The following is a 24,527-nucleotide window of genomic DNA, read 5'->3' as shown; positions in this document are numbered from 1 at the left end:
CTCACGGTGGACACCCTTGCCTTAAGCTAATGGCTACTGCTACCTTCACCATTCGGGACTTTCACCCTATAGACTACGCCCATGCCGGGCGCACGTTAAAACCCCCTACTATGTGTATAGGGGGTTTGGCCAAGCTTGATCTGATTCTCCTAAGGAGAATCAGATCTCTAACTCACCCAATCTCACTAGATCAACGACAGCCTGAGAGCGACCTTTTACATTGAGCTTTTGCATGACGTTACTAATGCATAACCTTTGCAAACTGTTGCTCACAGAAACTGGATTGATCGAACTGATGGGCACATCCACTCTTACTGATTTGGTCCCCAACCATCATGCTCACCTTTGATGGTCATATGACCTCTACAACCTCTCTCCGACTCACAGCTAAGACCAAATTGATAGTTACCATTTAGCTCTCTTGTGATCACTTTCGTATCTCTGCCCACTTCGCCTTCCTCGATTTTCTTACCATCTTTATCTGCAATGAAATACTTCAGCTTGTTTCTGAATCCGAATCCATCACTGTCCACTTTCACAGTATAGTTATCTTTTCTGAGGAAAACATTTTCCGTATGTTCTTTTTGACCTTGCCCAATCTCAATCCATCTATCCCATTGCTCGGTCGGAGTTAATGTCATAGCACCCTTACAGCCACGATCCTCTACACAACGAAGACCTAATGTATAACGTCCACGATCCTTGAATGTCTTAGAAACGGTAGTGGAACTTCCTCTTTGGATTTTTCCTTCTGCAACCTTCACACCATTACTTTCAATGAAATATTCAACATCCGAGCGGAAGGAGTCATTTTTCACTTTCAAATCATACTCCCCACCTCTTATGAAAACCTGTTCCGTATGCTCTTTTTCATTCATACCAAGTTCTGTACCAATCGGATCAGCAGCTAATACCATGCTACCCAGAGAAGATACTGCCAACGCAAATGCAAACGTAACTGAAAGCTTTTTCAACATATCATATTCACTCTCCATATATAAATTTACACTAGTTAAGATTCTATAAAAATTCAGAATATCCTTCTTTTGTGGTGAAAATATGTTTTAAATGTTGTGTAAATTTGTTGTTAAGAGCTTTTAAATCTATACACCATATCAATCTCTAAGTTTGGATGAAGAATTACTACGTCCACTAATGCCTTAAATACATGTAGTAAGCTCTGACCCTGCTGCTCCATAATGTAGAATGCTTGCTGGATTGTTTTAATTTCCTTGATTTGCTGGCTTTTCTGTTGAAATAAGCTTACTTGTTTTTGTAAATAGTGAGCGTTTCGATCCAACTCGGTCCGCTTCTCTTCAAACTCATCTTTCGTGATGAATTGATCCAAATATAAGTCCAGTAATTGCTGGCTTTTGGTCCGTACCGATCTGAGTGATTTTTCAACTTCCCCTCGCCTTTTTTCATAATCCTTGGATGGATAGTGTACGAAAGATAGCTCAAGCAATCGTCCCTTTTCGATCAATTGGTCCTTTATAAATTTCTTCATTTCTTCGTATGTGATGGGCTTATGATTAACACAACCCGCCCAGCCGACTCTTCTATACCTCGAACATTTTAAGTATCGATAATAATGCTTTTCTCCTGTGCTGAGAACCTTATGTGATTGTAGAATCACCATACTGGAGCCACACAACCCGCACTTCAAAATACTACGTAGATCATTCCACGGCGTAAACTTCTTCTTCTCCTTATTTGAGTGATTGGGATTTGCCGTCTCCCATGCCTCCCTCGTAATAATAGCTGGATGATGATCGCGAAACCATATCCATTGCTCGGGGGTATTTCGAATCTGTTTTTTACGCCCACCCATTTTAACCGTTGTATACTGATTTAAAATAAAGTCTCCGTAATAGATGGGATTCCCGATCAATCTCTGTATAGACGTCATCTGCCATTGATTACTCTGTTTCGATGGAATCCCTAGACAGTTTAGCTCCTTCGTAATTCTCTTAAATCCCCATCCTTGGTTATACCAACGAAATATCATCCGGACGACTTTTGCCTCTTCCTCTAGAATCTGTAATCTCCCGTCTATCCGAGTAAATCCGTACGGAATTCGCCCAATATGCTCGCCTCTGCGAACTTTTGCTGCCAAAGCGGCGGATACTCCTGCTGATAACGTTCTACTATATTGAGCCGAAAAGAGAGACCATAATTCAAATGCCATATCATTTTTACCAGCTTTGTGTGAGTCATACCCTTCTTCAACCGAGATGATCCTGACATTATGCGCGATAAATACCTCCCGAATCTCAAGGGAATCCTTCAGATCCCTTGCCAATCGGCTAATCGATTTAAAGATCACCATATCAATCTCTTTCTTCTTGGCTTGTTCTAAGATTTGCTGGATCGCAGGACGTTCCAAGAAAAGAGTTCCACTAATCCCATGATCTTTATAAATACAATCCTCATCCCATTCAAATCCTTGCCTTTCCAGCCAGTTGCGACAGATATCAATCTGGTTTTCCACCGATGAAATTTGCTCATCTTTATCGGTGGACACACGAATATACACAGCAATCTTCTTACTCACTCTCTCTTGTCACCTTCTTCTGGACGGGATACTCCCTCATCACAGAAGTTAGATCGGGAGCTCACCCGTTGATCCAATTTATCTGGAGAAAAGGCTGGAGAGAAGGCTTCTTGAAATGCTTGAAGAATGTTTTTGGTTCCATATGTTTCATTACCTAATTTCGGTCTGGACTTCTTCAAATTCATCACCCCTGTATTTCAAGTTATGCAGAAAGGACAGGGATACAAGCCTATTTTTCGTAAACTATGATTACATTTATCAGATGACGGTACTCTTTCCGTATGATAAATTGTAAACAAATAGAGTCGATTCGATCATGATTATAGGAGTTGTAAAGATGGAAAAAACAGCTTATGGAATGCTTTTACCCGGCTTTACACTATTAGGTTTAGGTGTCGGAATGGCACTGGGGAATACAGGTGCGGGAGTTCTTATCGGAATAGGTGTTGGTTTTATCACTTCAGCCCTTTTCAAAGGCAGAAAATCATAATAAGAGTATGAGTGCATAATAAAAAACCAAGCTTGAGTGTTTGTTCAAGCTTGGTTTTTCGCATTACCTATAAAAAGAAGAAGTAAATAATCGCCGCCAATACGATTCGGTAGATTCCAAACGGCACCAGTTTAATCTTGTTAATCAACTGTAAGAAAAAGCGAATGGAGACTAAGGCGAAAATAAATGCACTAATAAATCCAACCACGAAAAACGGAAGAGAATCCATGGTAAAGGAACTCCAATGCTTAACGAGCGAAAGTGCACTTGCACCAAACATCACAGGAACCGCCATAATAAACGTGAAGTCTGCTGCGGCACGGTGTCCAAGCCCCATTAGTACTCCACCTGACATCGTCGATCCTGAGCGAGAGAAACCAGGCCATAGCGCAATACACTGAAATAATCCAATCCCAATCGCATGCTTGTATGTAATTTGATCCACTGTTTTCACTTTTGCTCGGCTTGGACGGAACCAGTCTGCGAAGATCATAAGAAGCCCGCCTGCCGCTAACCCAATCACAGCGGTTTCCGGCGAAAATAAATGCTCATCAATGTAACCATTAAACAGCAAGCCTAGCACTGCCGCTGGCATCATCCCAACAATCACGTGTTTTAGATTAAGCTTATGCCCTTGCTCTGCACCTTCGGAATGATCTTTCTTTAAACCGAGCAAGTTCATAAATCGCTCTTTAAATACGATGACAACCGCTAAAATAGAGCCAAGCTGAATCACCACTTTAAATGTGTTAGCCACTTCTTTAGAAAACAACTTATCTGAGTGAAGAAACATTCCATCAACGAGAATCATGTGTCCTGTAGATGATACAGGTGCAAACTCCGTTAATCCTTCTACGATCCCTAGTACAAACGCTACAAAAATATTCCACAAATTCAAGCTCACCTTTCTAATCAAGAAATGATAGAATCATATACTCTATATGTAAGACAACCAATAAGACTATATTGATACATATTTCATGCTATGTCACCTAAAAATTATGAAAGATCGGTGTCTCTACTCCAAATTAGAAAGTGTGGAAAACAAATCGATTACTCCCCAACCTGTGCAAATGCTTTCCGAACATCCTCTTCTGCCCGTTTCACAATTTGAATCCGCTCTTCTAGAAACTCATCAAAAGGGAAACCACCTGTTCCGAATTTCACATTGGTATCTTGCTTACGAATGTATCTTGTTACAAGCCCCTGATGTACATATCGGTAAATTCTCATGTACTTATATATTTCCATTAGAAGGTCTAATTCTTTTCGATTAGCACCTTTTGTCTCTTCATACTCTTGTATAAATTTTTCTTTTAAGGATGGGAGTGCTTTGGTTTGGTTGATTTTAAGTCTTTCGATAGGCTCTAGATAATCCATTAATTCATCCGTCGTGTCTAGATAGCGGGCATCTGCACTCCCAATCCCAATGTCTAAAATAATGATGTTCGCCAAATGAACCCCACTCGGAGCATTTAACATCTTCCCATTTATCTCAATGGGGAAAAAGTATTCTCGAAAATACTTGATAAAAAAAACAGGATCAACAGCTTGATGCACATTTTTATTCTCATCAATTAGTTTCTTAATGCAATCCCGAATAATCGTTAAACTCTCACCGCAATTCATTCCATCGTTCGTTGTTTGTAGCTGTAGCAGATGATCGACAGCTGGCATGAGTGCTTCATCCGAACGTTGATGTTGGCGAATAAATCCGATTTCACTCTCATGGCCCGTGAAGGTCCGCATGGCTTCCTCTGAATTATGGGTCGCATACGAACAGTAGGTATCCCTTGGTACCACTCCTGTTGTGGGCGATAATACACAGAGTGCACCATAGATAGGGCTTAGTTTTTCCATCGGAATCCCAGCACGTAAACAGCTAACTAAATATATGCCTAAATCCCCCATACTTCGAATCCGAACCTCAAATGAGGTGTAAAAAGCAATTTTGTGAATGGTATAGATATTTGGAAGTAAGTGATTCCCCTTCGCTACCTGTTCAAATTCGTCATTCATATTATGCTTTGGTAACCTCTCCACTACATAATGACTAAACTCCCCCAAAGGGAACAGAGGATCTACATGCATCCATGATGGATCCGCTACATTCATTGGGGTAACCTCCCTTTACATACTTTACTATTATTAGATGGTATGTAAGAGAATCTTATTTTATGGCAACCGCGTGAAATCGAGATCAATAATAGATATCCCGTTTTTAATATCCAGGCGATACAAATTATTCTCGAATGTAAGTAGTCTGCAATGGGTACGCATGACGTTGGAGATGTGGTTGCGTACGGTTTTCTCACTGATGAAGAGCTGCCCTGCTATTTCTTTGGTAGTTTTATCTTGTACGAGCAGTTCGAAAACTTCCCTCTCCCGATTCGTCAACAAGGGTTTGCCTTTTTGATTAGTCAATTGGTTGCCACCCTTCCTTGTTCGAGCACTAACAACACGAGGGTCAGGGATTCAGTCAAAGTATAGTATGAACGAGCTTACGATTGAGTGAAGCACGGATGAAAAAATAGGCGGGTCATTCTGACTACCCTCAAATGCAAGCCATTTCATCTATGCACTGCCATCGTATGCAGAAGACTTGGGTGAAGTGAAAGGAGAATGTAAAAAAACAAACTCATCGAAGAGTTTGCTTGTTCTAATTAGAAATAATCAATCATATAACTATGTGTTTCGGGCACTAACCTCTCAAGCACTGCAACCGCCTCTGCGGGGCCCTGAATCAATCCTAATCCAAACATCTCATGTGGACGTTTATATCCAAACAGGATCGCCGACAGCGTGTTAATGGATAGTTGCACACAGCCTTCTTCCCCGTCACATGAATCCTTTACTTGTACTTCCTGATTTCCAATCACAAATGTACGTTCATTCCACGGTGCGAACGAATCTGTAATTTGTAGTTTTACTTCTTTTCCTTGCGCGACATCCCAACGAAACGGACAGTAAGTAAGAAACTTCTCCACATCCACAATCCGCACCATACCATATGGTTTGATCTCGGTACGCACACAAGGATTTGTTAATACGTATAAAAGCGGATCCCTCGAATGGGTATGAATCTCGATCTCCTTCACCATCGAATCATGTTGACAGATGAAGTTCCATAGCCCTCTCCTAGCTTCCTCTGTTAATACTACTAACTCCTCCACTACCAGCTTCCCATTTTCCATACCGTAAAGTATGTAGCCTTGTGGTACCTTCTGTTCATCGTAATAGAGCGCGATCGTACCCTCATCGTACACCTTAAGCCATTGATCCGTATTCCGGACAAGCTTCCCTGAAAACTGTAGGGCATACTGATGATATACTTGTTCTATTTCGGCGTGATGCTGTTCTTTCCTGAATCGTCGAATTGTTCCTTTGGCTGGGACAAGCGGCTTAAGATCATGGTTGGTCAGCTTAATAGACAACAGATTACAGAGAAGCTCCCATCCGTATCGACGATAGAAATCTACTTGGAAAGGATGGAGAACCGAGACCGTCATCCCTTTCTCTCTCATTTCTTTCAGACTATGAATCAGCATATCCCGCACGTACCCTTGGCGGCGATATTCCGGATAAGTAGCTATCCCTGCAATTCCACCCATCTCAATTACTTGCTGGTGATATGTAATATAAAAGGAGATAAGATGTGCTTTTGCAACGATTTCTTGGGTATGTTCATCTTGAATGGCATAGATAGAATGATATTTTCGATACTTTTCCATTCTCTCTCCTATTTCGTCGTCTGCAACTTTATATTGAAAGGCGTATTCTCCTACTTTTAAAGCATCTCGATATCGTTCTTCGGTAACTTCAAACACGTTATTTGACATAGAAACCTCCTGTGATATGTATGTAGTTTCATTTCATTGTTAAAAATCATCGATTAAAATGAAATGAATGATTTTTTATATTGATCATTAGTATAGCATTCTGTCTCTATACCCTTTTTATAATAGAGCGAATCCTATATACTAGATATATTATTTTTAAGGAACAATATTTAATAAACAAAGACTTTTATTTAATACTAGAAAGGACTTTTCTACATGAAAACAATTCATCGTGAAACTTGGAAGCGCGCGAAGCATTTTGATTATTTTCGAAAACTGGATATGCCACATTTTTGCACGACGGCAAATGTGGACATTACTCGTTTTCGTGTGTGGTGTAAGGAGAATGGTTTCCCTTTCTTTTTAACCATTACATATTTAGCTAGTCGAGTAGCTAACGAGATGCCGGAGTTCCGTTACCGGATTCGTGGGGATGAGGTTATTGAACACGAAGTGGCACACCCATCTTATACCATCATGACAGATGAAGGGGTATTCGACTATTTAACTGCTCCACATCATCCAGATCTAGCCATCTTCATTCAAGTAGCTCATGAGTTGACAGTGGAAGCCAAGAAACAAGTTCGTCTAGTAGATGGAGTCGATCGGGATGACGTACTATACTTCACCAGCATGCCTTGGGTCTCGTTCACTAGCTTCATGCACCCGATTTCCCTATCCCCTGTCGACAGCATCCCACGAATCGCTTGGGGCAAATACTTTGAAGAAAACGGACTCGTCAAAATGCCCCTATCTGTCCAGGCCCACCACGCTCTCATGGACGGCGAGCATGTCGGACGATACTTCTTACTATTTCAAAAGTACCTAGATAACATGGACTCCTGCATTAATTACTAAAAACAGATAAGGGATGTCAGCTTCTCTTCCTCGCATGCTCATTATTTAAGCAAGATTGTTGATTAATCGACTAATAGGACAGACTAGGGGCTAATGTATCTGACCACTGCGATGTTTAGTGGGCAGATACATCAGCCCGGGTCTCTCTCCAATATCTAGCTAATCAATATCCAAACCCCTACAATCACATATTCCAGACGAATCCACCCTTCACCTACAGCTCTATCTTCATAATCTCCTCAGGCGTAACCGACAACGACTCTAACCCATTCGCAGTCACCACATACGTATTCTCAATCCCAATTACACCTTGTTCCGGAAACGTAAATTTCGGTTCAATCGCGATAACCATGCCCTCTTCCAATAGCTGACTAAAGCCTTTCGCTAAAATAGGCAATTCGTCTAACTCAATCCCTACTCCATGTCCTAAAAACTTAGCCTGATCTGCACCATAACCCATAAAATAGTCGGATAATCCAGCCTCTTTAGCCATCTCTAACGACGTTGCATATAAATCTTGCCACGCCACACCTGGATTACCTTGCTCTTCTACTTTCCGTAAAATCGCACGTGCCACCTCATATGCCTCAAGAATCGGCGCCGATAACTCGCCTATGACTGCGATTCGGGTTTGATCCACCATATACCCCTCTACAATCATGCTCACATCAATCAAAATCGGCTCATTAGCCTTTATTTCACGAAAACTCGCTCCTTGTGGCGACGCGGTACTCACGCCAAGTCCCCCGGCTGGCCCATCGAAATAAGTAGGTGTAGAAGCGGTTCCCCCTGAAGCAACCATCCCCAAAGCTAGCTCCGAATTAAATCCGCGCATACGCCATAGATTGATGTTTCCTTGCAGGCGAAACTCATACTCAATCCGCGCCACTAACTCCAACTCCGTCATCCCAACCCGTAGCCAAGAAGACACCTTCGTTAGCGTATCATCTAAGATCTGTGCTGCCTTTTTAATCTGGCTTAACTCATACGCAGATTTCACGCTACGAATATGCCGAAGCGCAAACGAAACATCCACCATCTCTGCCTCGCTAAACAATTTCTGATAAAAATGAGCCGTAGCATAAGGTAAAACATCTAATTCCAATCCAATCTTATGTATCGAGCCATACCGCTCTGATAGCACTGCCCCTAATTCCCTCATCCTTCCTAGTGGCTGAACCTCAACGTGCGCTTCAAACTCAGCACGAACCACACTCTTCTTCACGTACAAAACAGGTTCCCCTGCACTAGGTATATAACAAAGAGCATTTTGCATCGTACCCGTAAAATAATACAAATCCACATTTTGCGCTAACAACACACCATCAATCTGATGCTCCTGAAGATAACTTTGTAAACGATGAATTCGCTGTTCAATCTCTGACCTCGGTACAAGCGGAAGTGTATGCATAATCTAAGTCTCCTTTATAAATCTTTGTATATTTCTCCTCTATTCATCAAAACCTATCTACTAACTATGTTACCAGAGCGGAGTGTATCACAAATGCTAACAACCCTTTTCATCATCATTGGGCTCATTCTCATTTTATCAACCTTAATACGCATAGCACAGAAAAAACGAGCAACTTTATCAACTATTTCAAAGCCTGCCATTCCTGAAGGAAAAAAGCCTGTCATTATGATCATCATCGATTCATTAATGGACGCACCCTTGCAGGATACCATTCACGTAGATAAAGCTCCCGCACTCCAATTTTTGATCAAAAACGGTACCTACTACCCGCGAATTGTCTCATCTTTCCCCACGATGTCTGTCGTCATTGACAGCACGTTACTAACAGGATCCATGCCGAGCCAACACGGAATCTACGGACTCTGCTATTATGATGAAAAAACGAAGCAATTCTGGAACTTTGGAACAGGGGCAAAAGAATCGATTGCGTTTGGCGTAAAAAAGGTTTTGACAGCCAGTATGATGATGTTTAATCAACGTCTACTAAGCAAAGATGTCCGGACCATTCACGAGGATATTCCATATGATACCGCTTCCATTAATGCCGTCGTCTATCGTGGAAAAACAGAACATCAGATTCATTCCCCTTTGTTTGCTTGGGTACTTGGGCTTCTTCCGAGGAAAATCCGAACCATGGCTCCTACCATCTTTTCATTTGGTTCCATGCATCCCATCTCGTCTGGAAGTGAACCAGGGGGAGCAATAGCTCGATTCGGTATGAATGATCGATTTACAGCAATGGAGATGCAATCCTTAATCCAAACCGGACGGGTTCCCATCTATTCCGTTCTTTATTTTCCGGGAAATGACGATCAAGTTCATCAACACGGGATTGCCACCATTAAAGGAATTGAAAAGGCAGACTCAGAAATTCAATCGATCTTAAATATGTTTCCTACATGGGAGGAAGCAATCTCCCGGTATACTTGGATTGTCCTTGGAGATAGTGGCCAAACAAACACCTTACCTAGTTCCCAAAGTGCCTATATTCATATAGACACCACGCTTTCCGATTTCCAAATCAAGCCTCCCAATCTAGATAAACCGCGTGAGAGTGACCAGATCGTCCTAGCAGTCAATGAACGTATGGCTTATGTACATATCATCGATCCTTCCCTTTCCAAAGGAGACATCGCCACAACCTTGCAGTCCAACCCAGATCTCGACTTGATCGTTTGGAAAGAAGAAAATACGTATCAAGTGATAAGCGGCACTCTCCCAGGAAAGCTCCAGTTCGAAGAAGAAGGACCTTATCTAGATGAATACGGACAAGCTTGGCAAATAAGCGGGGATCTTTCTCTTCTTGATATCACATTATCAGAAGATCAGTCCACCATTCAATATAATGCGTATCCCGATCCATTTTATCGATTAGTAAGCGCCCTACATATCTCAGAAAATGCGATCATTGTAACCGCTACTACTGGCTGTGAAATCGTCTACGGAAGCTCTCCCACGCATAAAGGGGCCTCCCACGGCTCCCTTCATCACCTAGACTCTCTCGTGCCTATGATCGTAGCTGGCACAACTGAAGAACCACGCCATAACCGAATCGTTGATTTAAAAGAATGGATGATTCGTCTTACGAAAGAAAACTAATCAATCTCCTTCCAATTTGCATAAGACAAGCAAGAAAAAACATACAATTCAACAGGATCATTGAAACAAGATCCTTGCAAATTGGAAGGAGAAACAAATGAAAAATCAAATCCTCCACCAACGCACCTTTTTCCATCTTTCTTCTATTAATCTGGAAAACACCTATCCATTACTAAGTAATGAAAGTATTGCGTGGATTGACTTAAAACAAGACCCTCATTATTCATTCATCCCACTCGATCAAGTACAATCGTACATCGAAGCATCCATCGCTTGTGGACGAAATGCCGCACAGCCGTATCTACACATCCGATCTTATGCTGATTGGATTAATCTCTTACTCAAACATAAAATCAAAGTTAGTTTCCTCTCCGAACCAGCACATGACCGCTGGATCAGAGCCCTATACATCCCCAAAACAAAAACCATCCAAATATTTCGTTCTTCTATCGAACAACTCCACTCCTTTTTCCTTGCTATGGATTATCCTATCTATGAAGAAGATCTCATTATTTTACATCTTGCTCATGAATTTTACCATTATATAGAAGAAAACTACAAAGCTAGAACGGATCTTCAAGTACCTAAAGTGATCGTCAAACGATGGGGTCCTTTTGTATGGAAGGAAACCATTTCCAGAACACGGGAGATCGCTGCACATACCTTTACACAGACGATATTCGGTATTCCTTGGTCCCCTTACCATCTTGATATCTTTTTACAAGAACAGCATAAAGGCACGAGCAAACCCGATTTACGCCTTCTGTTCCACAGGTGGAGACAAGAGTACAACGAGCATCAACCATAGTGTAAAACCATATATTTCTTTTTGGTCTTTTTTAGCCAATTTTGGTATACTGACATGTAAGTAACTAACTTATAAAAGAGAAGTGCAAGGCTCTATGATTCTATTTGTAAAACAAAATTGTTGAAAACCATAATATAAAAAATGGGAGGTGAGCTTTTTTATGAATCGTTGTATTTGTCCTAAATTTGAAGCGGCTATTGAAGTCCTCGCTAAAAAATGGACAGGCCTCATTATCCGTGTCCTAATGGAAAAAACATGTCGTTTCCGCGATATTCGTGAGCAAATCCCCCAAATGAGCGAAAGAATGCTTGCAGAGAGGCTAAAAGAACTGGAATCAAACGGAATCTTGGTTCGGAATGTATATCCAGAAACACCTGTACGTGTAGAATATCAACTTACCGATAAAGGACGCTCCATAGAACCCATTCTCGATGAGATTCAGCACTGGGCCGAATGTCATCTTTGAATAATATCTTGATCTTCGGGAAACCTAACTTTGGGCAATCTCTATGTGGAGGCGGAAATTATGTCATCAGCTCCTTATCTATGTCCGAAGTGTGGTACCAACCGAAGTCGTTTTAACGTAATCGAACAGATTCCTCAATCCGTTCGACTCGATATGCATACGGGTGAGATCATTGAATATATCTCACAGTCTGATCCCATACAAGTCCAATATCACGGGGATCGATATCGAGTTCAATGTGGAGTATGCGGTCTCATCGAAACGGAAGAAATGTTCCTCCGATTCGCAGAAAGCCACCCATTGTCCACATAAAAACACCCCTATCGATACACTTTTTCTTGTTGAAATTGTGTCGGTAGGGGTGTTTTGTTTTGGTAAAATCAAGATTGACCTAAAAATCAGCACTACTTTTCTATATAATAGAACTGTGAAACACTAGGCAGACATATGATGGAAATAAAAGAGGGATATATCATGAAAGCTTTTAAAGACTCAATCTTACACTTAATCACGGAAACATCCACCAATTTACCACCGGACGTTCGCCGTGCAATCCAATCCGCAACCAATCGCGAAGATGCAGGCACCCGTTCTGCACTTGCTCTTGGAACAATCACAGATAACATCCGTACAGCAGAAGAAAATGTTTCTCCTATCTGCCAAGATACAGGCATGCCAACCTTTATCTTGCACGTACCCGTAGGAGCAAATCAAATCAAGATGACTCAGGCGATTCATGAAGCAATCTCCATCGCCACCAAACAAGGGAAACTGCGTCCTAACTCAGTAGATTCTCTAACAGGGGAAAACACAGGAGATAACTTAGGTACAGGTACTCCTGTTATCCACTTTCACCAATGGGAAAAAGATGAAATCGACGCTCGTCTCATTCTAAAAGGAGGCGGCTGTGAAAATAAAAACATCCAATACAGCTTACCTTGTGAATTAGAAGGACTCGGTCGTGCAGGACGAGACCTAGACGGCATCCGAAAATGCATTCTTCATGCAGTTTATCAAGCACAAGGCCAAGGATGTAGTGCTGGTTTTATCGGCGTTGGTGTCGGTGGAGATCGCACGACTGGCTATGAATTAGCCAAGGATCAACTTTTCCGCTCTGTTGATGATCAAAATCCAAACGAATCTTTAGCAGAACTAGAAGCCTATATTGTAGAAAAAGCAAATACATTAGGTATTGGGACGATGGGCTTTGGAGGTAATACGACCCTCCTCGGTTGCAAAATCGGGTCCATGAATCGTCTCCCAGCTAGCTTCTTTGTTTCAGTTGCCTATAACTGCTGGGCCTTCCGCCGTCAAGGTGCCTTAATCCACCCAGAAACAGGAGAAATCATCGATTGGATCTATCGCGACACTTCCCCAAAAGGCACAGAAGAAGCGACTGGAAATCAAGAGAAAAAAGAAGTCTCTCCAACCACAAATAGGGAAGTCGTTCTCACTACACCGATTACAGAAGAGCAAATCCGCGATCTAAAAGTGGGCGATGTGGTCATCATAAACGGTCTCATTCATACTGGCCGCGATGCGCTACATAAACATCTAATGGACCACAATTCACCAGCTGACCTTACCGATGGAGTCATCTATCACTGCGGACCGGTCATGCTAAAAGATGACCAAGGAACCTGGCATGTAAAGGCAGCCGGCCCGACAACCAGTATCCGTGAAGAACCGTACCAAGCAGATATCATCAAGAAATTTGGAATTCGTGCGGTGATTGGAAAAGGCGGCATGGGACCTAAAACGTTGGCTGGTTTGCAAGAACATGGAGCCGTGTATCTAAATGCCATTGGCGGAGCTGCCCAATACTATGCACACAGCGTAAAACAAGTGGATGGCGTAGACTTTATGGAGTTTGGTATTCCAGAAGCGATGTGGCATTTACAAGTAGAAGGGTTTGCCGCGATTGTCACGATGGATTCACACGGCAACAGTCTGCATGCGGATGTGGATAAAACTTCCTTGGAAAAATTATCCCTTTTCAAGGATCCTGTGTTTAAGTAAGAAGGGTTTGTGGAAAAGACACGAGAAGTAGAACGCTCCCCTTTCCTCACCATGGCGTTCGAAAGGAAATATAGTTCCATAGCACTTTTTTGTATTTCATCCAAAATCTTTTATGGGAGGTACTTCATTTATGAAGTTCTTAAAAAAGTTGTCGATCATGCTTGTAACGGGGTTAACAGCCTTTACATTAACTGCACAAAGCATCTCATTTGCTGATGCGGTAGCAGGTGAAACCGTAGTCACATTTGGTCAAGACCTAGCTGCTGCTGATAAGCAAAAGCTTATGACCGAAATGCAGGTTGATGATAAGGTAAAGCAAGTAACGGTTACAAACCAAGAAGAGCATACCTATCTTGGCAAATATCTTAGTAAAGCTGTGATTGGGAATCGTGCCCTTTCTTCCGCGAAAATTACCTTGACCGATTCTGGTAAGGGGATCGCGGTGAAAACCAATAATATTACCAGTATCTCTCCAGCCATGTATGCAAATGCTGCCATTACTGCGGGCGTAAAAGATGCTGATATCTACGTTACGGCTCCTTTTAAAGTATCTGGTACTGCTGCACTCACAGGGATCATTAAAGCCTTTGAAAAAGCAACAGGTCAAAAGATCGATGAAAACAAAAAACAAGTAGCGAACGAAGAAATGGTTCGTACACAAGATATAGCCGAAAAAGCAGGAATCACAGGTGACAAAGCAGCTCAGTTTGTCAACAAGGTGAAAGAAGAAATCGCCACTCAAAAGCCAAAAACAGTGGAAGAATATAAGAACATCATCGTCAATATGTCCAACCAATTTAACATCAACCTCGACCAAGCAACCATGAATAACATGGTGCAATTCTCACAAAACTTCAGTAGCTTAAATATTGACTGGGGTGCGATTAGCGGGCAGTTGGATAAATTGCGTGGGGACATCTCGAAGGTATTAAGCTCAGATGAGGCCAAAGGCATTCTCGATTCGATCCTAGAATGGATTGCTAGTATCTTCCGAGCCATCGCAGACTTCTTTAGCTCTTTATTTAAATAATGATCCAACCCGACTAGCCTTGCACGATAAGGCTAGTTTTTTTCACAAAAAACACTTACCACAAAGGTGCCAATTTGATTTACAATGAATGTAATAAATAGCCCCTTGGCAGATGAAATAATGGAGGGCATGCCTATGCCGAAAATCGTAAAACAATCGTTTTCTTGGTTCGTTTCCATTTTACTCGGAATCGTAGTCGCTCTCATCCTCAGCATTTACGTGGTACAGCCAACCAAAGTGCTAGGAAAATCGATGGAACCCACACTTCACGAACAAGAACAAATTATTATCTCGAAACTACCGAACACATTTAACTATCATCCAAATTACGGTGAAATTGTGATCATCGATAGCCGTGTATCACAGAAACGCTCTTTTAAAGATGATTTGTCTGATAATGGGTTGGTACGTTTACTGACTGGAAATCACAGCGATAATATTTGGATTAAGCGAGTAATTGGAAAACCTGGAGATGTCATAGATATCAAAGACAACCAGCTATATCGAAACGGCCAAAAGCTAAACGAAACGTATATCAAAGAAGCCATGAATGCCACTAACCCTGTAGAGGTACAATTGCCTTATACCGTCCCAAAAGACTCTGTCTTTGTATTAGGCGATAATCGAAACCATAGTCGCGATAGCCGCAGCATAGGGGCTGTTCCGATTGATCATGTGTTAGGTGTAGCATTGTTTACTAAATAGCATTTAAACGAAAAGAAGCAACCTTTTCTTGTGTGAGAAAAGGTTGCTTCTTTTCGTTTTGGTTTACTTAATAACGTATTAAGCATAATTGCAATGCTTCCTCAACCCGTTATGGGATCATTACTAAGGAAGAATATCTGTATCTGGTGGATCGTGGTGGAATAACATATCCCTACCTCCTAACATCTTTTCAACAAGAGAAGATAGCAAAGCAGAGACATACTTATTATCATCAGATGAATAAGTTAACCTTGCTAATAATAGTAGAACACGATCTCTTATCGAGTCAATATCGAATCTTTCTGATAGATTTAAACATTCTTCTAGTACCTTTCTTGCTTTATTGCGCTTGTTCCTTAGATAATAATATTCACCTTGAGCAACTAATGCTTCACATAAACGATAGTCATTAAGCTCTCTCCCCAACTTAACCGCGGAACCTAACATAGATTCTGCTTCGGATACTTCTCCAGATTGCGTATATATTCTCCCAAGATTACAGTAGGTTGTAATAGCCAATGATTTGTTTGTAATCTTCCCCTCCAGAGACTGTGCCAATTGAAAATATTTTTTAGCTGTTTTAAAATCTCCAAGCCTTGCGTTTGCTTCTCCCAAACTAGATAATAACTCGAATTTTCTATCATTGTTACCATCCAATCGAGCTAAATCTAAACCAACTAAGGCAATTCTGATGGCCTCTTCGAACCGCTCCAACTTGTTTAGTAACTCTACACGTTGCTGGTAAAGATTTAGTTTAGCATCCGAATAAGTTAGAAAACGTACATCATCCCAGACATTTTCTATTACGGATAAAGCATATGAATACTTCTTTAACTTCATGTAAATAGAGGCCTTATTAATGCTTAGTACATAATAAATATAGCTACGTTCTCCATGCTCATTGAAAGAACTAAATCCCTTATTTACATAATCTAGCGCTTCTTGTAAGCGATTCTGATAATTATACAATCGACTCATCTGATAATAACAAATCGGTAATAGATTCGTCTCTGAAAGATCTGGATAGTTCTCTCCAATATGGATTGCTTGTTGAAAGTATTTTTGTGCATCGTCCTGCTTATGACGTAAAGAGGCGAACCTTCCACGTAAATAGGAAGCATATAAGCGAATGATAGGACTATCTGAGCCATTTATATATTTAAATGTTTGCTCATACTGCCGTAATGCCTCCATTGCAACTTCTGGTGAATCTGACATCTGTACTTCAATAACTTTTAGATATTCAATGGTAGAAAATTCACTTTGGTTCAGAGTCGGCTGTTCATTTATATCGTCCATATTTATATCGAAATAAGTACATACAATCTCTAGTTTTTCTTTATTAAAATGCTCAACACCTCTCTCAATGTCTGAGATATATGTTGCACTAATTTTGATCCCATAATCTTCGCATATATCATTAGCCACACTCTCTTGAGTTTTGCGCAGTTTCTTTCTTGTCTTTCGAATGGTGCTCCCTAGTTTTTCAGATACAAATATTTTTTCCTTACCCATCTCACACCCACCTTTTAAAAAATTTTTCAAGTAAAATCTCTTCTCAAGCAAGGCTTTTGTGTCATTTGTATCAAGCATATAAAATTCCGGTGTTAATCAACACAAAACGAAATTAAAATATCTAAACATTCTACTATATGTCAATGAATTTAAGAGCCGCCGCCTTTTGTCATGTGTACATTGCCTTAGTAGAATGTACTTGTGCAGTAAATAATTGCGAAAACTTGATAAAGCGAGGGGAAAAGCATGCTACGGTTTCATATCAAAGCCAAGTCTTTAGATGCCTTAAAATGCTCTCAATTAGCTTTGAAACAAGTGTTTGATCTGGAAGAACGTCGGACGACCCAACTACCTGACGAAACTACGGAAGCAGTCTATATTGCTAATCGTAGAAAAACAGAGCAGACACTTGTCATCACTACTGACACTGAAGTGAAGATTTATCTACCAAACATCACATGGAAACGATTCAAAATGGACGACAACAACACTATTTTTTATGGACATGGGTATGATATTTTTTCCGATTAGACTTGTTTCTCCCTCACTTATCTAATTTCGACATTTATTTACTTGTCACCTGTTCTCAGGCTTTACCCTCTCTATCATTTTTTAGAGGAGACACGACCTATGTACAAACTGTTTGTAGGCGATCCGCCTTTAGAAGCAAGAATCTAGTTGCTTGATGTATTCGGTCTATCCTTACGGTATTTTCATTGGTTGTTTCATTATGTAAATACGAGGGATGTAGAAGATTTTAGATAGCTCATCCTCCGTATTTTTTATTCACTGGAAAAGGAGTTGGCTGTCTTGAAAAGAAATTTGGTAAGGATGAAAAAATGTATTTTAACACTAGCACTCGCTGTTTCCCTTTTACTTACTGGTTTAGGTACAAGCCTACAAGTTTTTGCATCAGAAACGAAGGCTCCTATTGTTCAGAATGTAAAAACAAATACCGAGATACAGCAGGACGGGGTAACACCAAATGGAATAAGAGGTTATCTTGTCAAGTTGGCGGCGGAAGCTGTAGCGTTTGCTATTCGACATGGTGGGAGTGTAGTTGGAGAGTTGGTTAAGTTTTTAGACGGTCCAGCAGCGAAGGCTTTCAAAAAGCATAGCGGTACAATTGCTGACAAAATTGATGATTTAGCCAATATCCCTGACGTGACTGCGGAAATTATTAAGACCAGGTTGTATCAATTCTTAAAAGGTCCAATGGATATAAATGCCGGCACAGCAATGCAAATAGCAGATGCTATCAAGTGGGCTATCAATTTCTTTTTATTCTAGTCTAATAAGAGGTGAAGTAGTTGAACGAATATGAACGTCGACTGAAAGAGCTGGAAGATGCCAAAGAAAAGTACGTCCAAGAGCCTGCAAGTGAATTAGAGCTTTTAAAAGAGGAAGTAGCTCAATTACGAGAAATGGTTGAATTCTTATCCTTTTCGAAAGTAACAAATGAGAAGTACGCTTTTTGGGATTGGTGTGTCCAACATAATATTTTTGGAGATACACGGACACGTCTAGGAATCGTTAAATCCATTCTATCGAACAGACTTACAGGTCAAGAACCTTTAAAGAAAAACATTCCTGGGGTGTCTATGGATATTCTATACAGTCCCCATCCCCCTACCTATCAAGAAGCAAAACAATTGCTCATGGAAGCGATTGACACACAAAATGAAGAGACGATTGAAGAGCTTTTTCGAGCATTACACAATCAAGGCATATTCCAAGACTTGACCACCTTGTACCCACATAAGCTGTAAAGCGATTTTAAGGCTTGATTACGAGGGATGTAGAAGAGTTGGATGACTGCTAGGAGATGATAGCATGGATAAGGCTATAGCTGATGAGTTAGGTAAACTCAGGTATCACATCAAGTTAATGCAACACATGGTAAAGTCAGATGAACATCTATTTTTTATGTCCATCATTGACTACGATATCAACGAAACACAGGTGAAAGCTCTATTCAGTTCTATTCCAGTTCGGGATCGATCCTAAAGAATTGTACCTAGATCAAGAACCAAGTTTTGATGAGTTTTCTAAATATGTAGACAAAATTCTTCCTGATAGCATAAGCCCTAGATACTTGCTAATGGGTATGAAAAATCAGTCCATCAATACAGAATTGTGCGAGTATCTGCTTGCTTGAAAACAAGACTGCTATCGGATCGAGGGGATGCAGTTCATTGAACGAATATAAACGTCGAATGAAAGAACTGGAAGCTGCCAAATAAAAGTACGTCCAAGAGCCTGCGAGTGAATTTGAACTTTTACAGGGAGAAGTGGCTCAATTACGAGAAATGGTTGAATTCTTATCCTTCTCGAAAGTGACAAATGAGAAGTACGCTTTTTGGGATTCCCGGAGTGTCTATGGATATTCTATACAGTCCCCAACCCCCTACCTATCAAGAAGCAAAACAATTGCTCATGGAAGCGATTGACACACAAAATGAAGAGACAATTAAAGAGCTTTTTCGAGCATTACACAATCAAGGCATATTCGAAGACTTGACCGCCTTGTATCCGCGTAAGCTTTAAAGGGACTTGAGTGTAGCATTGTTCACCAAATAGCCATTAAAATAAAAACTAGCAACCTTTTCTCCCATGAGAAGGTTGCTAGTTTTTATTAGCTATAAACAAAGCGGAGAAGAGGTTCTTCTCCGCTTGTTCTTCTCCGCTTCTAAAATTCAAATCAAATCCATTAGGTGAGTTGTATAACAGTAATGTTACATCGGTTAGTAGTAAATGATAAAGTTGTAGGGGGTGATGTTACAGCTTGCATTGGGAATGTAAGCTGGTTGCTGGCAAGAGTGGTTTGTATGATCCCTCCCATCATGATCGTAAATGCATTTGTACCCGGAGCTCCAGATACTCCAGCGATTGACTCTTGTTCTGTCATCACTATGCCGCCTCCACCATTCATTTGTCCATTAATTTCTAAATTTATGAAGTCGGCTGTTCCTGGACTATAATTCCCTCTAATGTTTGCAGAAACATAAAAGACACTATTGGGAGCCAAAACGATGGTATTTCCTCCTGAAAGACTAATACTACCATTACTGTTGTTAAAAGCTTGAGTAAGGCCAATATTTACGAGCGCCCCCGTAGGAACAGTTCCAGACGGCAGGAATTTTGCATTATTTGCGACTATAGATGGACCACTAGGTCCAGTGGGGCCGGTTTCTCCAGTGACGCCGGTTGGGCCAGTAGATCCTGTGACTCCGTCCGCTCCAGATGGGCCGGTGGCTCCCGTTACTCCATCCGCTCCAGATGGGCCGGTGGCTCCCGTTACTCCATCCGCTCCAGATGGGCCGGTGGCTCCCGTTACTCCGTCTGCTCCAGATGGGCCGGTGGCTCCCGTTACTCCGTCTGCTCCAGATGGGCCGGTGGCTCCCGTTACTCCGTCCGCTCCAGATGGGCCGGTAGATCCCGTTACTCCGTCTGCTCCAGATGGGCCGGTAGATCCCGTTACTCCGTCTGCTCCGGATGGACCAGTAGATCCCGTTACTCCGTCTGCTCCAGATGGGCCGGTGGCTCCCGTTACTCCGTCCGCACCCGAAGGTCCAGTAGCGCCGGTCACGCCGTCTGCTCCCGAAGGCCCAGTGGCTCCCGTTAAGCCGTCCGCTCCCGAAGGTCCAGTAGATCCCGTTAAGCCGTCCGCTCCCGAAGGTCCAGTAGCCCCCGTTAGGCCGTCCGCGCCTGAAGGCCCAGTAGCGCCAGTAACACCGTCTGCTCCCGAAGGTCCAGTAGCCCCTGTTAAGCCGTCCGCTCCCGAAGGCCCAGTGGCCCCCGTTAGGCCGTCCGCTCCCGAAGGTCCAGTAGCCCCCGTTAGGCCGTCCGCGCCTGAAGGCCCAGTAGCGCCAGTAACACCGTCTGCTCCCGAAGGTCCAGTAGCCCCTGTTAAGCCGTCCGCTCCCGAAGGCCCAGTGGCCCCCGTTAGGCCGTCCGTGCCCGAAGGTCCAGTAGCGCCGGTTGCTCCCGTCACGCTAGCGCCCGTAACTCCTGTAATCCCAGTAAGACCGAGTTGCTCGACGATTCCTTTAATGATGTTCGCGAAGGTGCCCGAAGGCCCAGTAGCCACGTTTATATGCACATTTGCCGATCCAGGAGTTACTAAAATTTCTAATGTATTGGATAGAAAGTTTAGTGTGTCTCCGAAACCGAGTGGCACACTTCCGCTTGAGCCTGAATTCCCTTGAACCAAGAATAAAAAATCACCTGTCGTAAAAGCTCCCGTGTTCCCTTGAGGTCCCTGAGGTCCTTGGGGTCCTTGGGGTCCTTGAGGTCCCTGAGGTCCAAGAGGCCCTGTGCCTCCCGTACCGCCTTGAGGCCCTTGAGGTCCTTGGGGTCCAGAAGGCCCTTGAGGTCCTTGAGGTCCAGGAGGACCTTGAGGTCCCGAGGGTCCTTGAGGTCCAGAAGGCCCTTGAGGTCCTTGGAATCCTTGAAGTCCTTGAAGTCCTTGAGGCCCTTGAGGTCCAGGAGGTCCAGGAGGACCTCCTGATGATCCGGTGGTCCCTGCAGGTCCTTGAGGTCCTTGAGGTCCTATCGTAACGTCAGTTTCTAATACATTTACTAACTTCTCATTTAAAATCCATTCTTTCTTTCCGATTACATTAATCGTATCGCGAACACTGCTGTTAATCGTAAGTAGATCGCTAATGGTGGGTTGAAAGGATGTGGATACTCCAGGGAGAGTGCCTAGAACGTATTGGAGTTTTTCTCCCTCAGCATTAATAATGTGACTTAAACCTAACTCTTCTAACGCAATCGAGGATAGTAGTAAATTTACGGCATCTTCTCTTGTGATAGAAATATTAGGTGAAATATTAGGTATATTTGCTTGAGACATATTATCACCTCTTGATCTAAATAATAAGCACTCCCATAGTATGCATATGACTAAAAATGAGGACCTATAAACCTTTGTCTGATAAAGCCCAAAACTAAATTGAATCCAGTTGTTGAAATAATTACACATTCAACAACTGGATTCAATTTAGTCACATTATGACCTCCTACATGTTTCAACCAAAGCAAAAAAGCTAGGAAATCAGCGGCCCCTAGCTCGAAAGTAGTCACTTGTTATGCAGTTGTCTGTTCATCATTAGCACTCTGTTGGTGGATCTGCAAACAAATACATCGCGAATTCCCCTTTCGTCTTTCTTCCAGTACCAAAGTTCGACATTTATAGACAATATTCCTTCTATTCTAGATAGAAAATATTTATGAAATGACTATATTGTATAACCGAAGTCAGGTGGCTCTGCAGCTCGATACATGTTGTTTCCTCCTTCTAAGGCTAGTACCTTATCATTCTTCGTTAAGCACTATTCGACATTAACTGACAATGTTCCTCCTGTAGATATAGAAATATTTATTAAGAAACTAGATTCCATCCAATATTGCCCATAAAACCATAAACTTGCATAAAAAAGCAGACCCTATGTTAAAAGGTCTACTCTTTTTATTATTCGCCTGCATCCACGTTGTGGTACACTTGTTGAACGTCCTCTAAGTCTTCTAGTGCGTCGATCAGCCTATCAAACTTAACTTGAGCTTCTTCTGGTAAGGTGATCTCATTTTGCGCTAGCATGGTTAATTCCGCGACAGTAAAGTCGGTAATCCCTACATTTTTACATGCTTCCTGTACCAAATGGTATTGATCCGGCTCTGCATAAACGATCACGGATCCTTCTTCCTCTAATATATCGCGAACCTCTATATCCGCTTCCATTAATAGCTCTAGTACTTCATCTGCTGTCTTTCCTTCTATTCCAAAGACTGCCGTGGCATCAAATAGATAGGATACAGAGCCGTTTACACCTAAATTCCCGTCAGACTTGTTAAATTTAGCGCGAACATCGGCGGCCGTCCGGTTTATATTATTGGTAAGGGTATCTACGATCACCATGGATCCATTTGGCCCGAAGCCCTCGTAGCGAAGTTCTACGTAATTTTCTTCGGCTCCACCTTTGGCCTTCTCGAGTGCGCGGTCAATGATTGCCTTGGGCACATTATACGTCTTTGCTCGCTCGAGCACGACTTTTAACGCACGATTCGCTTGTGGATCAGGTTCACCCTGCCTAGCAGCTACATATATCTCACGACCAAATTTGGCATATACACGACTTGTGTTCGCATCTTTGGATGCTTTTTTCTCTTTGATGTTATTCCATTTACGACCCATATTGTACCTCTCTCCTACATTGAATCTAGTAACTTCCCTATTATACAACATTTTTCTAGATTTGATTAAATGGCTATCCATACGGGGATACATGTTAAGGGAGGTCAACATGAATAAATTAGTTATCTTTTCTTTGCTTCATATAGTAAAATAGCACCATACAAATCTAGATTCGTTCTGGCCATTTGAAGGAGGCAATACATTTGAGCAAGAAAGCACGTAGTTTACTCGCAATCGGAATGATGATACTCGTATTAACGGGTTGTAGTACCAATACGAAACTAGATCCAGAACATAGTTGGTGGGATCGCTATTTCATTGTCCCGCTATCTGATTTACTCGATCTATTACATAGCCTAATTGGATCCTATGGGCTTGCCATCTTAGCCCTTACCTTGATCATCCGCTTTGCGATCCTGCCTATCGCATGGAAACAGCAGAAGAGCATGATGGGGATGCAAAAGATCCAGCCTGAGCTAACACAGTTGCGCGAAAAACATAAAAAAGATCCTCAGAAGATGCAACAAGAGATGATGCGCCTTTATCGCGAAAATAATGTAAATCCAGCAATGGGTTGTCTTCCCTTGCTTTTACAAATGCCTGTCTTCTTCGCATTGTACCAATCCATTGCTAAAAACCCTCACCTCTCAGGTGCAGATTTCTTATACTTGAAGCTAGGGGCGCCAGATCCATATCATATTCTTCCGATCCTTGCAGCAGTAGCTACATTTCTACAAATGCATATTTCTACCCAACAAGCTAGCCCTTCGGCTGTAGATAACCCACAAGCACAGATGATGCAGACGCAAATGAAAATGATGAAGTGGATATTCCCAGTCTTTACGCTAATCGCGACTATGAACTTCGCTTCTGCGTTAGGCCTATACTGGTTCTTCTCCAGTAGCTTCTCCGTTGTGCAAACCATCTGGTTTAATAACTATAAAAAGAAATTAGAACTGGCAGATCAAAAGTAA

The 24,527-nt window shown here is 42.0% G+C and carries 26 protein-coding genes and 1 pseudogene; 15 read left to right on the top strand and 12 right to left on the bottom strand.

What is annotated here, in order from left to right:
• Nucleotides 1-159: 159 nt before the first annotated feature.
• The 4 genes and pseudogenes from EDD57_RS09330 to EDD57_RS09315 all read right to left on the bottom strand — a co-directional run.
• A pseudogene (locus EDD57_RS09330) lies at nt 160-255 on the bottom strand (helix-turn-helix domain-containing protein); the annotation flags it as partial.
• Between the two features lie 56 nt (nt 256-311).
• The gene (locus EDD57_RS09325; RefSeq protein ID WP_131849190.1) at nt 312-977 is read right to left on the bottom strand and encodes a hypothetical protein; all 666 of its coding nucleotides are present in this window, start codon (nt 975-977) and stop codon (nt 312-314) included.
• Nucleotides 978-1,087: 110 nt separating this feature from the next.
• Entirely contained in the window at nt 1,088-2,554 is a 1,467-nt protein-coding gene (locus EDD57_RS09320; RefSeq protein ID WP_131849189.1) for a recombinase family protein, read from the bottom strand.
• On the bottom strand, nt 2,551-2,733 hold the full coding sequence (locus tag EDD57_RS09315; RefSeq protein ID WP_165873741.1) for a hypothetical protein: 183 nt from the start codon (nt 2,731-2,733) through the stop codon (nt 2,551-2,553). Before EDD57_RS09315 ends, EDD57_RS09320 begins: the two co-directional genes overlap by 4 nt.
• A 158-nt stretch (nt 2,734-2,891) precedes the next feature.
• Between EDD57_RS09315 and EDD57_RS14415 the strand changes: the two genes are divergently transcribed.
• Complete coding sequence (locus EDD57_RS14415) at nt 2,892-3,044, top strand: hypothetical protein (protein WP_165873745.1); 153 nt, start codon at nt 2,892-2,894, stop codon at nt 3,042-3,044.
• A gap of 67 nt (nt 3,045-3,111) precedes the next feature.
• Here the strand turns inward: EDD57_RS14415 and EDD57_RS09310 are convergent, their stop codons facing one another.
• The 4 genes from EDD57_RS09310 to EDD57_RS09295 all read right to left on the bottom strand — a co-directional run bounded on the left by EDD57_RS09310 (nt 3,112) and on the right by EDD57_RS09295 (nt 6,883).
• The gene (locus EDD57_RS09310; protein ID WP_131849187.1) at nt 3,112-3,942 is read right to left on the bottom strand and encodes an undecaprenyl-diphosphate phosphatase; all 831 of its coding nucleotides are present in this window, start codon (nt 3,940-3,942) and stop codon (nt 3,112-3,114) included.
• A gap of 155 nt (nt 3,943-4,097) precedes the next feature.
• Nucleotides 4,098-5,159 carry a monodechloroaminopyrrolnitrin synthase PrnB family protein gene (locus tag EDD57_RS09305; RefSeq protein ID WP_131849186.1) on the bottom strand — a complete coding sequence of 354 codons (1,062 nt, stop codon included), beginning with the start codon at nt 5,157-5,159 and terminating at the stop codon, nt 4,098-4,100.
• Between the two features lie 60 nt (nt 5,160-5,219).
• On the bottom strand, nt 5,220-5,468 hold the full coding sequence (locus EDD57_RS14800) for a helix-turn-helix domain-containing protein (protein WP_243649503.1): 249 nt from the start codon (nt 5,466-5,468) through the stop codon (nt 5,220-5,222).
• A 239-nt stretch (nt 5,469-5,707) separates the two neighbouring features.
• Nucleotides 5,708-6,883: a GNAT family N-acetyltransferase gene (locus tag EDD57_RS09295; RefSeq protein WP_131849185.1), complete on the bottom strand. Its 1,176-nt coding sequence runs from the start codon at nt 6,881-6,883 to the stop codon at nt 5,708-5,710.
• 216 nt (nt 6,884-7,099) lie between these two features.
• Here EDD57_RS09295 and EDD57_RS09290 point away from each other — a divergent pair, with 216 nt between their 5' ends.
• Complete coding sequence (locus tag EDD57_RS09290) at nt 7,100-7,741, top strand: chloramphenicol acetyltransferase (protein ID WP_131849184.1); 642 nt, start codon at nt 7,100-7,102, stop codon at nt 7,739-7,741.
• A 214-nt stretch (nt 7,742-7,955) separates the two neighbouring features.
• Here the strand turns inward: EDD57_RS09290 and EDD57_RS09285 are convergent, their stop codons facing one another.
• Complete coding sequence (locus tag EDD57_RS09285; protein ID WP_131849183.1) at nt 7,956-9,152, bottom strand: M24 family metallopeptidase; 1,197 nt, start codon at nt 9,150-9,152, stop codon at nt 7,956-7,958.
• 93 nt (nt 9,153-9,245) lie between these two features.
• On the opposite strand from EDD57_RS09285, the gene EDD57_RS09280 reads away from it, so the two are divergent.
• The 7 genes from EDD57_RS09280 to lepB all read left to right on the top strand — a co-directional run bounded on the left by EDD57_RS09280 (nt 9,246) and on the right by lepB (nt 15,842).
• Complete coding sequence (locus EDD57_RS09280) at nt 9,246-10,814, top strand: alkaline phosphatase family protein (RefSeq protein WP_165873744.1); 1,569 nt, start codon at nt 9,246-9,248, stop codon at nt 10,812-10,814.
• 97 nt (nt 10,815-10,911) lie between these two features.
• Nucleotides 10,912-11,622, top strand: coding sequence for a hypothetical protein (locus tag EDD57_RS09275; protein WP_131849181.1), 711 nt, complete (start codon nt 10,912-10,914; stop codon nt 11,620-11,622).
• 160 nt (nt 11,623-11,782) lie between these two features.
• Complete coding sequence (locus EDD57_RS09270; protein ID WP_131849180.1) at nt 11,783-12,088, top strand: winged helix-turn-helix transcriptional regulator; 306 nt, start codon at nt 11,783-11,785, stop codon at nt 12,086-12,088.
• 60 nt (nt 12,089-12,148) lie between these two features.
• On the top strand, nt 12,149-12,400 hold the full coding sequence (locus tag EDD57_RS09265; protein WP_131849179.1) for a DNA alkylation repair protein: 252 nt from the start codon (nt 12,149-12,151) through the stop codon (nt 12,398-12,400).
• A gap of 162 nt (nt 12,401-12,562) precedes the next feature.
• Nucleotides 12,563-14,107 (top strand): fumarate hydratase, encoded by a 1,545-nt coding sequence (locus EDD57_RS09260; RefSeq protein ID WP_131849178.1) that lies wholly within the window; start codon nt 12,563-12,565, stop codon nt 14,105-14,107.
• Nucleotides 14,108-14,237: 130 nt separating this feature from the next.
• Nucleotides 14,238-15,137, top strand: a complete 900-nt coding sequence (locus EDD57_RS09255; protein ID WP_131849177.1) for a DUF1002 domain-containing protein — start codon at nt 14,238-14,240, stop codon at nt 15,135-15,137.
• Nucleotides 15,138-15,272: 135 nt separating this feature from the next.
• Complete coding sequence (gene lepB, locus EDD57_RS09250; RefSeq protein ID WP_131849176.1) at nt 15,273-15,842, top strand: signal peptidase I; 570 nt, start codon at nt 15,273-15,275, stop codon at nt 15,840-15,842.
• 123 nt (nt 15,843-15,965) lie between these two features.
• On the opposite strand, the gene EDD57_RS09245 is transcribed toward lepB, so the two are convergent.
• On the bottom strand, nt 15,966-17,357 hold the full coding sequence (locus tag EDD57_RS09245; RefSeq protein ID WP_165873743.1) for a helix-turn-helix domain-containing protein: 1,392 nt from the start codon (nt 17,355-17,357) through the stop codon (nt 15,966-15,968).
• A gap of 246 nt (nt 17,358-17,603) precedes the next feature.
• Between EDD57_RS09245 and EDD57_RS09240 the strand changes: the two genes are divergently transcribed.
• The 5 genes from EDD57_RS09240 to EDD57_RS14410 all read left to right on the top strand — a co-directional run bounded on the left by EDD57_RS09240 (nt 17,604) and on the right by EDD57_RS14410 (nt 19,904).
• Entirely contained in the window at nt 17,604-17,888 is a 285-nt protein-coding gene (locus EDD57_RS09240; protein WP_131849174.1) for a hypothetical protein, read from the top strand.
• Nucleotides 17,889-18,167: 279 nt separating this feature from the next.
• A complete protein-coding gene (locus tag EDD57_RS09235) occupies nt 18,168-18,647 on the top strand; it encodes a hypothetical protein (RefSeq protein WP_131849173.1) in 480 nt (159 codons plus the stop codon).
• Between the two features lie 20 nt (nt 18,648-18,667).
• The gene (locus EDD57_RS09230; protein WP_131849172.1) at nt 18,668-19,126 is read left to right on the top strand and encodes a hypothetical protein; all 459 of its coding nucleotides are present in this window, start codon (nt 18,668-18,670) and stop codon (nt 19,124-19,126) included.
• Between the two features lie 64 nt (nt 19,127-19,190).
• Nucleotides 19,191-19,364, top strand: a complete 174-nt coding sequence (locus tag EDD57_RS09225; RefSeq protein WP_131849171.1) for a DUF1878 family protein — start codon at nt 19,191-19,193, stop codon at nt 19,362-19,364.
• 372 nt (nt 19,365-19,736) lie between these two features.
• Nucleotides 19,737-19,904 (top strand): hypothetical protein, encoded by a 168-nt coding sequence (locus tag EDD57_RS14410; RefSeq protein ID WP_165873742.1) that lies wholly within the window; start codon nt 19,737-19,739, stop codon nt 19,902-19,904.
• 163 nt (nt 19,905-20,067) lie between these two features.
• Here the strand turns inward: EDD57_RS14410 and EDD57_RS14965 are convergent, their stop codons facing one another.
• Together EDD57_RS14965 and EDD57_RS09215 are read right to left on the bottom strand one after the other, a co-directional pair.
• Entirely contained in the window at nt 20,068-22,215 is a 2,148-nt protein-coding gene (locus EDD57_RS14965; RefSeq protein ID WP_131849170.1) for an alpha-helical endospore appendage domain-containing protein, read from the bottom strand.
• 618 nt (nt 22,216-22,833) lie between these two features.
• Nucleotides 22,834-23,553, bottom strand: coding sequence for a YebC/PmpR family DNA-binding transcriptional regulator (locus EDD57_RS09215; RefSeq protein ID WP_131849169.1), 720 nt, complete (start codon nt 23,551-23,553; stop codon nt 22,834-22,836).
• A gap of 203 nt (nt 23,554-23,756) precedes the next feature.
• On the opposite strand from EDD57_RS09215, the gene EDD57_RS09210 reads away from it, so the two are divergent.
• Complete coding sequence (locus EDD57_RS09210; RefSeq protein WP_243649502.1) at nt 23,757-24,527, top strand: YidC/Oxa1 family membrane protein insertase; 771 nt, start codon at nt 23,757-23,759, stop codon at nt 24,525-24,527.

The organism is Baia soyae, assembly GCF_004341445.1.
In the GTDB taxonomy this organism is placed as follows: domain Bacteria; phylum Bacillota; class Bacilli; order Thermoactinomycetales; family Thermoactinomycetaceae; genus Baia; species Baia soyae.
Note: the sequence above shows the minus strand (reverse complement) of the source record. Positions and strands in the feature narration are given on the sequence as shown.

Excerpts from the sequence above, each read along its gene's own strand:
- EDD57_RS09325 (WP_131849190.1), bottom strand. The coding sequence starts at position 977 with ATGTTGAAAAAGCTTTCAGTTACGTTTGCATTTGCGTTGGCAGTATCT.
- EDD57_RS14415 (WP_165873745.1), top strand. The coding sequence starts at position 2,892 with ATGGAAAAAACAGCTTATGGAATGCTTTTACCCGGCTTTACACTATTA.
- EDD57_RS09305 (WP_131849186.1), bottom strand. The coding sequence starts at position 5,159 with ATGAATGTAGCGGATCCATCATGGATGCATGTAGATCCTCTGTTCCCT.
- EDD57_RS09295 (WP_131849185.1), bottom strand. The coding sequence starts at position 6,883 with ATGTCAAATAACGTGTTTGAAGTTACCGAAGAACGATATCGAGATGCT.
- EDD57_RS09290 (WP_131849184.1), top strand. The coding sequence starts at position 7,100 with ATGAAAACAATTCATCGTGAAACTTGGAAGCGCGCGAAGCATTTTGAT.
- EDD57_RS09285 (WP_131849183.1), bottom strand. The coding sequence starts at position 9,152 with ATGCATACACTTCCGCTTGTACCGAGGTCAGAGATTGAACAGCGAATT.
- EDD57_RS09280 (WP_165873744.1), top strand. The coding sequence starts at position 9,246 with ATGCTAACAACCCTTTTCATCATCATTGGGCTCATTCTCATTTTATCA.
- EDD57_RS09275 (WP_131849181.1), top strand. The coding sequence starts at position 10,912 with ATGAAAAATCAAATCCTCCACCAACGCACCTTTTTCCATCTTTCTTCT.
- EDD57_RS09270 (WP_131849180.1), top strand. The coding sequence starts at position 11,783 with ATGAATCGTTGTATTTGTCCTAAATTTGAAGCGGCTATTGAAGTCCTC.
- EDD57_RS09265 (WP_131849179.1), top strand. The coding sequence starts at position 12,149 with ATGTCATCAGCTCCTTATCTATGTCCGAAGTGTGGTACCAACCGAAGT.
- EDD57_RS09260 (WP_131849178.1), top strand. The coding sequence starts at position 12,563 with ATGAAAGCTTTTAAAGACTCAATCTTACACTTAATCACGGAAACATCC.
- EDD57_RS09255 (WP_131849177.1), top strand. The coding sequence starts at position 14,238 with ATGAAGTTCTTAAAAAAGTTGTCGATCATGCTTGTAACGGGGTTAACA.
- lepB (WP_131849176.1), top strand. The coding sequence starts at position 15,273 with ATGCCGAAAATCGTAAAACAATCGTTTTCTTGGTTCGTTTCCATTTTA.
- EDD57_RS09245 (WP_165873743.1), bottom strand. The coding sequence starts at position 17,357 with ATGGGTAAGGAAAAAATATTTGTATCTGAAAAACTAGGGAGCACCATT.
- EDD57_RS09240 (WP_131849174.1), top strand. The coding sequence starts at position 17,604 with ATGCTACGGTTTCATATCAAAGCCAAGTCTTTAGATGCCTTAAAATGC.
- EDD57_RS09225 (WP_131849171.1), top strand. The coding sequence starts at position 19,191 with ATGGATAAGGCTATAGCTGATGAGTTAGGTAAACTCAGGTATCACATC.
- EDD57_RS14410 (WP_165873742.1), top strand. The coding sequence starts at position 19,737 with ATGGATATTCTATACAGTCCCCAACCCCCTACCTATCAAGAAGCAAAA.
- EDD57_RS14965 (WP_131849170.1), bottom strand. The coding sequence starts at position 22,215 with ATGTCTCAAGCAAATATACCTAATATTTCACCTAATATTTCTATCACA.
- EDD57_RS09215 (WP_131849169.1), bottom strand. The coding sequence starts at position 23,553 with ATGGGTCGTAAATGGAATAACATCAAAGAGAAAAAAGCATCCAAAGAT.